Below are 12,698 nucleotides of genomic sequence, written 5' to 3' on the forward strand. Positions count from 1 at the left end.
AAGATCGTTCGCGCCGCACCTACCCCTGTTGACCTGCCTGGTTATGTTTGCTGCGTCACTTCATGCCGCCACGCCCGCCCGGATGCACGCGACACGCGCCGCCGAGCCGTGCCGCACTTCCGGCAGCGGCACGTCCTGCGCGCACGCGTCGATCGCGACCGGGCAGCGCGTGCGAAACGCGCAGCCGGACGGCGGGTTGAGCGGCGACGGCATCTCGCCCGCCAGCAGCATCGGACGGCGAGCACGCTCGCGCGCCGGCTCCGGCGTCGGCGCCGCATCGAGCAGCGCCTTCGTGTACGGGTGCTGCGGCACGCCGTACACGTCATGCCGCGTGCCGAACTCCATCACGCGGCCGAGATACATCACGAGCACGCGCTGGCTGATGGCCTTCACCACCGCCAGGTCGTGCGCGACGAACAGATAGGACAACGACAGTTCGCGTTGCAGATCGCGCAGCAGGTTCACGATCTGTGCCTGGATCGACACGTCGAGTGCCGAGACGGGCTCGTCGCAGATCACGAGCTTCGGCTCGCCGATCAGCGCACGCGCGATGCCGACACGCTGACACTGTCCGCCCGAAAATTCGTGCGGGTAGCGCAGCAGGTGATGCGCGTTCAGGCCGACCCGCTCGAGCATCGTGACCACGCGGCGCCGCACTTCGGCGCGGCCGAGGCCGGCGTGGTGCGTGACGAGCGGCTCCGCGACGATCTGTTCGATCGTCATGCGCGGATCGAGCGACGCGAGCGGATCCTGGAAGATCATCTGCACTTCGCGGCGCATCGCGGTGCCGCGCAGGTGGTCGGGCGCGACGGCTTCGCCGCGCCAGCGCACCGTGCCTGCCGTCATCGGCACGAGGCCGATCAGCGCACGCGCGAGCGTCGACTTCCCGCAGCCCGACTCGCCGACGAGCCCGACCGTCTCGCCGCGCTTCACGTCGAACGACACGCCGTCGACCGCGCGCAGCGTGCCCTTCGGCGACCACGGATAGCCGCCGAGCGGCACGCGGAAATGCACCTTCAGATCCTCGACGGACAGCAGCGTGTCGCCCGTCGCGCCGGCATTGCGGCGTTCATCGACGCTCATCGCAGACCTCCCGTCAGTTCGGCCAGCGGCCGGTGGCACGCGCGCACCGCGCCGGTGGCGCCATAGGTTTCGAGCGCGGGGCGCGCGGCGCCGCAGCGCTCCTGCGCATACGTGCAGCGTTTCGCGAACGCGCAGCCGGCCGGCGCGGTGCCGGGCATCGGCGGATTGCCGGGAATCGCGACGAGCGGCGCATCGTCGGCGTCGGTCAGGCGCGGCAGCGCGTTGAGCAAGCCGATCGTGTACGGATGCGACGGCGCCGCGAAGATCGATTCGGCCGGCGCGTATTCGACGGTGCGGCCCGCATACATGACCATCACGTCGTCCGCGAGGCCTGCCACCACGCCCATGTCGTGCGTGATCAGCACGATCGCGGTGCCGCGCTCGCGGTTCAGCTCGCGCAGCAGATCGATGATCTGCGCCTGCACGGTCACGTCGAGCGCGGTGGTCGGCTCGTCGGCGATCAGGATTTCCGGCTCGGACAGAAGCGCCATCGCGATCATCACGCGCTGGCGCATGCCGCCGGAGAATTCATGCGGATACATGCGGATGCGGCGCGCCGCGTCGGGAATGCGCACCGACTCGAGCGCCTCGATCGCGCGCCTGGTCGCTTCCTTGCGCGACAGCTTGCGATGCAGTTGCAGCGTCTCGGTCATCTGCCGCTCGATCGTCAGGAACGGATTGAGCGACGTCATCGGATCCTGGAAGATCATCGCGATCCGGTCGCCGCGCACCGCGTTCAGCGCGCGCGTATCCATCTCGAGCAGGTTGTCGCCGCGATAGCGCGCGGCGCCTGTCGTCGTGCCGTTGCCGGCCAGCAGGCCGAGCAGCGCCATCACGGTCTGACTCTTGCCCGAGCCCGACTCGCCGACGATGCCGAGCGTCTTGCCGGCTTCGAGCGAGAACGACACGCCGCTCACGGCGTCGATCGGCGGCGCGTCCTTGCGCGAGAAGCGCACGCCGAGGTTTTCAACTTCCAGCAGTGCAGCCATTTCAGCGATCCTTCGGGTCGAGCGCGTCACGCAGGCCGTCGCCAACGAAGTTCACGCAATAGAGCGTCACGCACAGCATGACGGCCGGCGCCAGCAGCAGCCACGGCATCGATTCCAGTTTCTGCGCGCCGTCCTGGATCAGCACGCCCCAGCTCGTCATCGGCTCCTGCACGCCGAGGCCGAGGAACGACAGCACCGATTCGGTCAGCACGATGTTCGGCACCGACACCGTCGCGTACACGACGACCACGCCGAGCAGGTTCGGCACGACGTGGCGCACCACGATCGACGCCGGCGACACGCCGATCGCGCGCGCCGCGTCGACGAACTCGCGATTGCGCAGCGACAGCGTCTGGCCGCGCACGACGCGCGCCATGTCGATCCACGAGAACGCGCTGATGGTCAGCACGACCAGCATGAACGAGCGGCCGAACAGGGTCATCATCAGGATCGCGATCAGCAGATACGGGATCGCGTACATCATGTCGACGACGCGCATCATCGCGGAGTCGACACGGCCGCCCGCGAAGCCGGCGGTCGCGCCCCACGCGACGCCGAACAGGCCGGACACCAGCGTGCCGAGCAGGCCGACCTCGATCGACACGCGGCCGCCGATCAGCGTGCGCACGAGCAGGTCGCGGCCGAGTTCGTCGGTGCCGAACCAGTGCTGGTTCGCGAGCGTCGGCGGCAGGCTGATCGCGCCCCAGTCGCTCGCGGCGGGATCGGCCGCGAGCAGCCACGGGCCGACGAAACACGCGAGCGTGATGAGCGCGAGCAGCACGAGGCTGAACACGGCCGCGCGGTTGTGAAGAAAGCGCGCGAACGCGAGCGCGAGCGGCGAGCGCGAACGCGGCGGCGAGTCGGTCTGCACGGGCAGACTGACGACGGGAGTGGTCGGAGTCATCGCAGTGCCTCGCTCAATAACGGATGCGCGGATCGAGCCACGCGTACGCGAGGTCGACCAGCAGGTTGAACAGCACCGCACAGACGGTCGTCAGCACGACGAGGCCGAGCACCAGCGTGTAGTCGCGGTTGATCGCGCCGTTCACGACCAACTGCCCGAGCCCCGGCAGCGCGAACACCGATTCGGTGACGACGGCCGCCGTGATCGACGTGATGCAGACCGTGCCGAACAGCGACACGACCGGCATCAGCGCGGGCTTGAGCGCGTGGCGCAGCACGATCGTCGAGCCCGGCAGGCCCTTCGCGCGCGCGGTGCGGATGTAGTTGCTCGACAGCGTCTCGATCATCGAGCCGCGCATCACGCGTGCGAGGAGCGACACGTTGATGAAGGTCAGCAGCACGATCGGCAGCAGCCGGTACTGCCAGCCGCCGTCGCCCCAGCCGCCGGCCGGCAGCCAGCCGTTGCCGGCCGACGTCTTGAGCAGGATCGCGAAGATCCACACCAGCACCGGGCCGAGCACGAACGGCGGCACGACGTTGCCGAAGTTGCCGATCAGCATCACGAAGCGATCGATCAGGCTGTCGCGGCGCACGGCCGCGACGGTACCCAGCAGCACGCCGAACACGATCGAGATCGGGATCGACACACCGCCCACGCCGAGACTCACGGGCAGCGCCTTCTTCACGAGATCGTTCACCGACCAGTCGACGTAACGGAACGACGGGCCGAGATCGCCTTGCAGCAGCGAACCGAGATACAGCAGGTACTGCTTCCACAGCGGCTCGTCGAGGTGGTACTTCGCGTTCAGGTTCGCGAGCGTCGCCGCGGACAGCTGCTTCTCCGTATCGAACGGACCGCCGGGCGTGAAGTGCAGCAGCAGGTAGCAGACGGTGATGACGGCGAGAATCGTCGGCACCGCCCACAACGTGCGTCTCAATGCGTAGGCCAGCATGATCGCTCCGCTCAGTGCTTGATCAGGTACATGTCCTGCGAAGCACGCATGTCGATCACGTTCTTCAGCGAGTAGCCGCCCACGTAGGGCTTCACGAGACGGTCCGCCGAGTACTGGAACAGCGGCACCATCGGCGTGTCGTTCATCGCCGTGTCGTGCGCCTGCGTGAGCAGCGCGGCGCGCGCCTTGTCGTCGAGCTTCTGGTTGCCGTCGTCGACGAACGTGTCGACCTGCTTGTTGCAGTAGCCGACGGTGTTCTGCGAGCTGCCGCAGCGGATCAGGTCGAAGAAGGTCATCGCGTCGTTGTAGTCGGCGAACCAGCCGTCGCGCGCGATCTGCACCTTGCCGTCATGCCGTTCCTTCATCAGCACCTTGAACTCGACGTTCTCGAGCTTCGTGTTGATGCCGAGCTTCGTGCGCCATTCCGATGCGGTGAACAGCGCGACCTTCTTGTGCAGGTCGTTGGTGTTGTACGTGAGCGTGAACGACAGCGGCTTCGCGTCCGAGTAGCCGGCCTGCTTCAGCAGGTCCTTCGCGGTCGAGATACGCTTGGCCATCGGCCACGACGCCCATTCCGGCGTGAACGGCTGCACGCCCTTCGTGCCGTTCGGCATCAGGCCGTACATCGGCTTCTCGCCGGCCTGCGTGAGCTTCGACGTCAGCACGTCGCGATCGATCACCATCGACAGCGCCTGGCGCACGCGCTTGTCCTTGAGCGCCGCGTCGCTGTTGTTCAGGTAGTAGTAATAGGTCGCGAGCTGCAGGCCCGGGCGCAGTTCGCCGCCGAACTGCTTGCTGACCTGCTGGAAGATGCCCGACGGGATCGAGTAGCTGTAGTCGATCTGGCCGGCCTGGTACATGCGCATCGCCGTTTCGTCGCTTTCGATCGGCAGGTACGTGACCTTGTTGATCACGACCTTCGGCGCGTTCCAGTACTTCGCGTCCTTCGAGATCACGATGCGGTTGTTCGGCTGCCAGTCGACGAGCTGATACGCACCGTTGCTGACGATGTTGCCCGGTCGCGTCCATGCGTCGCCGAACTTCGCGACGGTGTCCTTGTTCACCGGCGCGAGCGGCACCATCGCGGTCAGTTCGGGGAAGAACGCGACGGGCACGTCGGTCGTCACTTCCAGCGTGTACGGGTCGACCGCGCGCACGCCGAGCGTCGTCGGCGCGGCCTTGCCGGCGATGATGTCCTTCGAGTTCTTCACGAACTCGACGAGGATCGTGTACTTCGAGCCCGTCTTCGGATCGACGAGGCGCTGCCACGCATAGACGAAATCGGCGGCCGTCACCGGCTGGCCGTTGCTCCACTTCGCATCGTGGCGCAGCTTGAAGACCCACGTTTGCGGTGTCTTGCGCTCCCACGACTGCGCGACGCCCGGCACGACCTGGCCGGCTGCATCGATGCGGGCGAGCCCTTCGAACAGATCGAGGCCGATCGTGTTGCCGGTCCACGACTCGATGTGCGCCGGGTCGAGCGACTCGACTTCGGCGGGCACCTGGCGCGTCAGGTCCTGTTGAGGAGCGAGCGCGACGTTCGACGGAACGGTCACGGCGTGAGCGGCGGGCGTCGTCAGGGCGAGCGCGGCCAGCACGGCCGACATGGCATGCAAGGATTTCATCGTGGCGGTCTTGAGAAGGTTGTTCGGTGAGCGATGCGCGGCGAATGCCGCGGTTACGCGTGAGACGCTGACGGGTTCAGCGATTGAGGAGGCCCGTGATTCTCGTATTGCATCTTAGTATTCCTTACGTTTCTTTCGACAGGCATTCCGTCTCGGAAACGAAGGAATACCTGTGCGTTAGAACAGCCGCGGTGTACCGACCCAGACCACCACCGACTCGATCTTCGCGGTGTTGACCCAGCTGTGCGGGACCGTCGACTGATAGTGCGAACTGTCGCCGGCCTGCAGGACGAACGTCTTGCCTTCCAGCGTCAGCGACACTTCCCCTTCAATCACATACAGGAACTCCTCTCCTGCATGTGTCGTCACTTCAGACCGCTTCTGCCCCGGCGGCATCCGCACGAGGATCGCCTCGAGCTGACGCCCTTCGGTCACGTTGGTCAGCCTCGCGAACAGGTTCGCCGAATCGGCGAATCCGAAGAAGCGCAACTGATCGCCTCTGCAGACCGAGCGTTCCTCGCTCGGCGTATCCACGAAGTACTGCACCGTCACGCCGAGCGCCTGTGCGATACCGGCCAGCGACGTCAGCGACGGCGACGCGAGCCCGCGTTCGACTTGAGACAGAAACGGCTTCGAAATCCCCGCGGCGGTAGCGGTGTCGTCGAGCGTGCGCTTGAGTCGTTGGCGCAACGCGCGGATCTTGCTGCCCAGTGCTGCGGCAGCGTCTGCCGACTGCGAGTTTTCAGTGGGGGGAACCATAGCAGGCCGAAAAGTGGTCGTCAAAAAATGTTTGATGGAAAGTAACTAAGTTAGATCGATTTGGCTTAGTCTTCGGTTTCGCACACGTCTTCGGTGTTGAGCCCGGTGCACTAAACAGGGCACGAAGCGAGCGAAACGACGCGCTATCTTGCCAGACTCGCCCGCTTCACAGGCAAGCTGCAAGCGGCTCTCCGGGAATTTGCGGAGAACGGGCGCGAAGCTTACAAATAGATGATGAGACAAATGTTCCTGAAAGCTGCTGCCATATCGGGAGTTTCCCTGAGTGGCGCGGACCTGACGCACCGGACCGGCAAACGTTACCATTCGCGCGCCGGTCGGGGCCTTGCACCGCCTTGCCTGGCGGCGTCCGACCCCGGCCCGGGCTAACCGCCCGACTGCTCCATCGCCGACGCAAAGCCTACCCGGCCACAGTGCTCCGGCGCCAGTTCGACCCCCAAGGCGACGCGCGATCCGCGCCGTCCGTTTCAAACGAGATTGATGATGCACGCACCTGTTTCACAGACCCGATCGTTTACGACGGTCTTCCTTATCGAAATGTGGGAGCGCTTCGGCTATTACGGCATGGCCGCGCTCCTGGTCCTCTTCATGGTCGACCGGCTCGGTTTCACCGACAGCCATGCGAACCTGACCTGGGGCGCGTTCACCGCGCTCGTCTACGCGTCGCCGTCGATCGGCGGCTGGATCGGCGACAAGGTGCTCGGCGCCCGTCGCACGATGATCATCGGCGCGGCCGTGCTGTGCGCCGGCTACCTGATGCTGGCGGTGCCGAACGACGCGCTGGCATACATGTATGCGTCGCTCGGCGTGATCGTCGTCGGCAACGGCCTGTTCAAGGCCAACGCGGCGAACCTCGTGCGCCGCATCTACGAAGGCGACGATGCGCGCATCGACAGCGCGTTCACGATCTACTACATGGCGGTCAACATCGGCTCGACGGTGTCGATGCTCGCGACGCCGTGGATCAAGGATCACTGGGGCTGGCACACTGCGTTCGCGGTCTGCTGCGCCGGCATGCTGCTCGCGATCCTGAACTTCATGCTGATGCACCGCACGCTCGCGCACATCGGCTCGCAGCCCGACGACGAACCGATCCGCTGGAAGCGCCTCGGCGGCGTGGCGGCAGGCGGCGTCGCGCTCGCGCTGATCACGCTCTACGTGCTGCAGCACAAGCAGCTCGCGGTCGCGAGCGTGTGGACGGCCGCATTCGCGATCCTCGCGATCTTCGCGTACATGATCGCGAAGTCGGAACGCTCGGAGCGCGCGGGCCTGATCGCGGCGCTCGTGCTGATCGGCCAGGTGATCCTGTTCTTCATCTTCTACGTGCAGATGTCGACGTCGCTGACGCTGTTCGCGCTGCGCAACGTCGATCCGCGCTTCATGCTGTTCGGCACGACGCTGTTCACGTGGAGCGCCGCGCAGTTCCAGGCGCTGAACCCGATCTGGATCATGATGCTGAGCCCGGTGCTCGTGTGGGTCTACAACGCGGTCGCGAAGAGCGGCCGTGACCTGCCGGTCGCGGCGAAGTATGCACTCGGCTTCGGAGCAGTGGCGGCCGGCTACCTGGTGTTCACGATCAGCGGCCGCTACGCGGTGGACGGTCGCGTGTCGTCGTGGTTCATGGTGTGGGGCTACGGCCTCTACTCGCTCGGCGAACTGCTGGTGAGCGGTCTCGGCCTCGCAATGATCGCCCGCTACGTGCCGGCGCGCATGAGCGGCTTCATGATGGGTGCGTATTTCGTCGCGACGGGTGTGTCGCAGTATCTGGGCAGCGTCGTCGCGAACTTCGCGCAGATGCCGTCGCACGACCTGCCGGCCACCGAATCGCTGCCGCTCTACCTGTCGCTGTTCGAGAAGCTCGGCTGGCTCGCCGCGATCGGCATGCTGCTCGCACTGCTGCTGCTGCCGATGATGAACCGCCTGTCGCGTCAGCATCAGCGCTGCGCGGAAGAGCGCCGCGAGGAAGAAGCCGTTCAGGCGCAGGCGATGGCCTCGGCGCAGTAAGTACTATCCCTCGGCGTGCGGCCTGCACGCCACATTCTCCCGCCAGCGCGGCCAGCACGTCCTACACTGGTTGCAACGGCGCATCCGCTCCGTCGCGATGCGCACTGGCGGGAGAAGATCATGAAAAGCAAAACGACTCGGCTCTTGAGGATACTGTCGGATATCCGGCACGCGCAGCGCTGCACCGCGTTGCGCGCCGCCCGGGCCGCGGCCGAAGCCGACGCGGTGCTCGCGGAGCAGGACGATCCGAAGTCCGACGAACGCGACGACGCCGAATCCGACGACGCGACCGCCGTCCCCCGCTCCCGCATCGGCTCACCTCACTGAGCGCACCTGCGCCGCGCGGCACCCTGCGTGCCGCCTCCGTGCTTCCGCGTTGCCGATGCTTCCGTGCCGCTCATGCGGTCGCGCCGCGCCAGCGCGCGAACCACGTTCCCGAACCCGCCACGGCCATCATCAGCCCGACCGCGCATGCGTCGGCCGCGAAGCCCACGCCGATGTGCCGCAGCTCGGCGCCGTTCGCGACCGGATGCAGCAGCGAATCGATGACGAGCGAGATCGCCGCGCCCGCGACGAAGCAGATCAGGCCGCGCCGGCCGACCGCGACGACGGGCTGAACGGCCTGCGCGATGCGCGCGATCCAGCCGCGGCGCACGCAATCGGCCATCAGCCACGCGATCGCCGCGAAGCTCACGATGCGCGGCAGCGCGAGATCGCGCTTGAGCACGCCTTCCGGCACCGGCAGCCCCGAGAACAGCTTGTAGCTCGCGCAACCGAGCACGATCGCGCACGCGACACCGGTCGCCGCGGCGCTCCAGCGCCCGAGCGCGACGTGCCGGTAGAACGGCTGGCAGCGCGCGAGCACGCCGGCGACGAACATCAGTTGCCATGCAAACGGGTTGAAGCTCCAGCGAAACCCGTCGGTGTCCAGCAGTTCGGGGCCGAGCCAGCCGGCCGCGAGCCACGACGCCGCGCTCGACGCGACGAGCAGCCACGGATGGCGGCGCGCGAACGGCACGATCACCGGCGACGCGAGCGCGAACAGCACGTACATCGGCAGCACCGACGCGAGATACGGCTGGCGCTGGAACGTGAGCAACTCGGCCGCGCCCGTGAGCGGCGACGCGAGCATCACGCTGACGTCGTCGAGCGCGAGGTTCGGCGCGTCGATCCCGAAATGGTCGAGCACGGCGGACACGACGAGCATCAGCGTCGACGTCGCGAGAAACGCGCGATAGATCTGCATCGCGCGGTGCACGAACCGCCGCTGCGCGGCGCGCGCGCCGTGCCGGTCGGCGATCGCGCCGTACGCGCTCGCGGTCGCGAAGCCGCCGAGGAACACGAACACCTCGGCCGCGTCGCACAGCGCGAATGCGTGGAGCGTCACGCGCGACAGCATGCTCGCGCCGATGTGATCGACGACGATCATCAGCAGCACGATGCCGCGGAAGAAGTCGACTTCGATCAGGCGGCCGCCGCGCGCCGGCGGCATCGGGACGGCGGGCGGCATGCTCAACGACATGGCCGCACCTGCGCGACGACGGCGCGGCACGCACCGGTGGAAGATTCGGAAAGGAGAAGGCGAACGCGATCGGCGGCGATGCGCGTATGCTCGCATCGCGCCAATCCGGCCGGCCCGGCACGGAAATGACCGTTCATGGAAAAGCCGCATACGAAGAAAAGACGGTCAGGTCAGTCTAGCGGCCGGTCGGGGGATACCCTAAGTAACAAAGTGCAACGGAATCTTCTATTCGATTACAGGCGTGACGTCGACGATACGAAGCTGGCAAGGCCGCCAGCCGGGCGTCAGCACGATGCCGGTTCGACGCCGGCATCGCGAGATTCGACGCAACGCGCGCGCGATGCGCGGCGCGTTCGCTGCCGCCGTCGCCCCGCCGCGCGAAGACGCTCAGCCGCGCATCGGCAAGCGCCGCATCAGCATCGCGCTGTGCCACGCGGTCAGCGCGACGGCGGCCCAGATCGGCCCGTACGTCGCGAGCTGCGCGACGCTCAGCGTCTCGCCGAGCAGCAGCAGCGACACCGCGACGAGCAGCACCGGCTCGACGTAGCCGAGGATCCCGAACAGCGCCATCGGCAGCATCCGGCTCGCCTTCAGGTAGCTCGCGAGCGCGAGCGTGCTGAGCACGCCGAGCCCCGGCAGCAGCACGGCCCACAGCAGCGGATGGCTGGCGACCGGCGTCGCGCTTGCCGACACCATCGCGAGCGCGACCGGGCACAGCAGCGCGATCTCGAGCGCGAACGCGGCGAGCGAATCGGCGTTGATCCGGCGACGCAGCACGAAATACGGCGGATAGCCGAGCGCGACGACGAGCGTCGGCCACGCGAACGCGCGCGTCGCCCACACCTCGTGCGCGACACCGAGCGCCGCGCAGGCGACCGCCGCCCATTGCAGCGGATCGAGGCGTTCGTGATAGTAGAAGCGGCCGACGAGCACCATCGTCAGCGGCAGCAGGAAATAGCCGAGCGACACTTCGAGCATGCGCCCGTGCAGCGGCGCCCACAGGAACAGCCACAGCTGCAGGCCGAGCAGCGCCGCGCTCGCCGGCAGCGCGATCAGCAGGCGCCAGTCGCGCACGCCGCGCCGCACGAGGTCGACGAGCGCCGGCCAGCGGCCGCGCAGCGCGATCAGCGCGAGTGCGCCCGGCGCGGTCCACAGGATGCGCCACGCGAAGATGTCGAGCCCGGTGAGCGGCGCGAGCAGTTTCGCGTAGGCGGACATCAGCGCGAACAGCGTCGACGCCATCACCGACAGCGCGATGCCGCGACCGGCCTCCGGATACCCCGTCATGTTGTTTTCGCCTTACTGCTGCTGGAAGCGCTCGAAGCGCTTTTCGACCTGACGCTCCTCGAACGTCACCTCGGTCACGTGCGCGGACGGCGGCCCGTGCCGCAGCCAGGCGAGCATCCGGTCGATCTGCGCGCCGGGGCCCTGGATCATCGCCTCGACACTGCCGTCCTCGAGATTCGCGACCCAGCCGCGCAGCTTCAGCGCGTGCGCCTCGCGCACCGTTGCGTGACGAAAGCCGACGCCCTGCACGACGCCGCGCACCCGCACGTAGTAGGTCTCGATCCGTTCGTCCAGTTCATTGCGGCTCATCGCGTCGCCCTCCCGTAGCATTCAAGCCCGGCATTGTAGTCGCGTCGGCGGCTTCGCACACGCGCCCGGCAAGCGGGCCGCACGCGGCCGCCGACGCCCGCCGCGGCCGCCGCGCGGCGCTCGCGTCGCCGGGCGCGCCGACCACGTACAATCTCGCCGACGCACAACCGCCGCGCCGCCCGCGCGCGGCCCTGAAGGAAACGCATGACTGATACCTCCCGCGATCTCGTTCTCGTCACCGGCGCGTCCGGTTTCGTCGGCTCGGCCGTCGCACGCATCGCGCAGCAGAAAGGCTATGCGGTGCGCGTGCTGGTGCGCCCGACCAGCCCGCGCACGAACGTCGCGGATCTCGACGCCGAAATCGTCACCGGCGACATGCGCGACGAGACGTCGATGCGCGCCGCGCTGCGCGGCGTGCGCTATCTGCTGCACGTGGCGGCCGACTACCGGCTGTGGGCGCCGGATCCGGACGAGATCGAGCGCGCGAACCTCGAAGGCGCGGTCGCGACGATGCGCGCCGCGCGTGCCGAGGGCGTCGAGCGGATCGTCTACACGAGCAGCGTCGCGACGCTGAAGGTCACGAGCGCCGGCGATCCGTCCGACGAGAACCGGCCGCTGACCGCCGAACAGGCGATCGGCGTGTACAAGCGCAGCAAGGTGCTGGCCGAGCGCGCGGTCGAGCGGATGATCGCCGACGAAGGGCTGCCGGCCGTGATCGTCAACCCGTCGACGCCGATCGGCCCGCGCGACGTGAAGCCGACGCCGACCGGCCGCATCATCGTCGAGGCCGCGCTCGGCAAGATTCCCGCGTTCGTCGATACCGGCCTGAACCTCGTGCACGTCGACGACGTCGCGCACGGCCACTTCCTCGCGCTCGAGCGCGGCCGCATCGGCGAGCGCTACATCCTCGGCGGCGAGAACCTGCCGCTGCAGCAGATGCTGGCCGACATCGCGCAGATGACGAACCGCAAGGCGCCGACGATCGCGCTGCCGCGCTGGCCGCTCTACCCGCTCGCGGTCGGTGCGGAGGCCGTCGCGAAGTTCACGAAGAAGGAGCCGTTCGTGACCGTCGACGGCTTGCGGATGTCGAAGAACAAGATGTATTTCACGTCCGCGAAGGCCGAGCGCGAGCTCGGCTACCGCGCGCGTCCGTACCGGGAAGGACTGCGCGACGCACTGGACTGGTTCGGCTCGGCGGGCTATCTGAAGTAACACAAAGCGGCGTGCGTCACGCCGCTTTGCGCAC

General features: G+C 67.5%; 12 protein-coding genes. 3 read left to right on the plus strand and 9 right to left on the minus strand.

Features of this window, described 5'->3' with window-relative positions; translation table 11 throughout:
* Positions 1-60: 60 nt before the first annotated feature.
* The 6 genes from WS45_RS03020 to WS45_RS03045 all read right to left on the minus strand — a co-directional run bounded on the left by WS45_RS03020 (position 61) and on the right by WS45_RS03045 (position 6,312).
* The gene (locus WS45_RS03020; RefSeq protein ID WP_059528798.1) at positions 61-1,083 is read right to left on the minus strand and encodes an ABC transporter ATP-binding protein; all 1,023 of its coding nucleotides are present in this window, start codon (positions 1,081-1,083) and stop codon (positions 61-63) included.
* Complete coding sequence (locus WS45_RS03025) at positions 1,080-2,072, minus strand: ABC transporter ATP-binding protein (protein WP_059698109.1); 993 nt, start codon at positions 2,070-2,072, stop codon at positions 1,080-1,082. Before WS45_RS03025 ends, WS45_RS03020 begins: the two co-directional genes overlap by 4 nt.
* 1 nt (position 2,073) lies before the next feature.
* The gene (locus tag WS45_RS03030; protein ID WP_059528804.1) at positions 2,074-2,976 is read right to left on the minus strand and encodes an ABC transporter permease; all 903 of its coding nucleotides are present in this window, start codon (positions 2,974-2,976) and stop codon (positions 2,074-2,076) included.
* Positions 2,977-2,989: 13 nt separating this feature from the next.
* Positions 2,990-3,928, minus strand: coding sequence for an ABC transporter permease subunit (locus WS45_RS03035; protein WP_059528807.1), 939 nt, complete (start codon positions 3,926-3,928; stop codon positions 2,990-2,992).
* Between the two features lie 11 nt (positions 3,929-3,939).
* Entirely contained in the window at positions 3,940-5,553 is a 1,614-nt protein-coding gene (locus tag WS45_RS03040) for a peptide ABC transporter substrate-binding protein (protein ID WP_059698111.1), read from the minus strand.
* A 177-nt stretch (positions 5,554-5,730) separates the two neighbouring features.
* Positions 5,731-6,312 (minus strand): cupin domain-containing protein, encoded by a 582-nt coding sequence (locus WS45_RS03045; RefSeq protein WP_059448921.1) that lies wholly within the window; start codon positions 6,310-6,312, stop codon positions 5,731-5,733.
* A gap of 498 nt (positions 6,313-6,810) precedes the next feature.
* Here WS45_RS03045 and WS45_RS03050 point away from each other — a divergent pair, with 498 nt between their 5' ends.
* Positions 6,811-8,334 carry a peptide MFS transporter gene (locus tag WS45_RS03050; protein ID WP_059528813.1) on the plus strand — a complete coding sequence of 508 codons (1,524 nt, stop codon included), beginning with the start codon at positions 6,811-6,813 and terminating at the stop codon, positions 8,332-8,334.
* A gap of 120 nt (positions 8,335-8,454) precedes the next feature.
* The gene (locus WS45_RS03055; RefSeq protein ID WP_059528816.1) at positions 8,455-8,661 is read left to right on the plus strand and encodes a hypothetical protein; all 207 of its coding nucleotides are present in this window, start codon (positions 8,455-8,457) and stop codon (positions 8,659-8,661) included.
* Between the two features lie 70 nt (positions 8,662-8,731).
* Here WS45_RS03055 and WS45_RS03060 read toward each other — a convergent pair whose 3' ends face one another.
* The 3 genes from WS45_RS03060 to WS45_RS03070 all read right to left on the minus strand — a co-directional run bounded on the left by WS45_RS03060 (position 8,732) and on the right by WS45_RS03070 (position 11,452).
* Positions 8,732-9,856 carry an OpgC domain-containing protein gene (locus tag WS45_RS03060; protein WP_059698113.1) on the minus strand — a complete coding sequence of 375 codons (1,125 nt, stop codon included), beginning with the start codon at positions 9,854-9,856 and terminating at the stop codon, positions 8,732-8,734.
* A 387-nt stretch (positions 9,857-10,243) separates the two neighbouring features.
* Positions 10,244-11,143 carry an EamA family transporter RarD gene (gene rarD, locus WS45_RS03065; RefSeq protein ID WP_059528823.1) on the minus strand — a complete coding sequence of 300 codons (900 nt, stop codon included), beginning with the start codon at positions 11,141-11,143 and terminating at the stop codon, positions 10,244-10,246.
* Positions 11,144-11,155: 12 nt separating this feature from the next.
* Positions 11,156-11,452: an acylphosphatase gene (locus tag WS45_RS03070; protein ID WP_059528826.1), complete on the minus strand. Its 297-nt coding sequence runs from the start codon at positions 11,450-11,452 to the stop codon at positions 11,156-11,158.
* 204 nt (positions 11,453-11,656) lie between these two features.
* Between WS45_RS03070 and hpnA the strand changes: the two genes are divergently transcribed.
* Entirely contained in the window at positions 11,657-12,664 is a 1,008-nt protein-coding gene (gene hpnA, locus WS45_RS03075; RefSeq protein ID WP_059528829.1) for a hopanoid-associated sugar epimerase, read from the plus strand.
* The last annotated feature ends 34 nt before the right edge of the window (positions 12,665-12,698 follow it).

Source organism: Burkholderia sp. RF2-non_BP3 (assembly GCF_001522185.1).
Classification (GTDB): Bacteria; Pseudomonadota; Gammaproteobacteria; order Burkholderiales; family Burkholderiaceae; genus Burkholderia; species Burkholderia diffusa.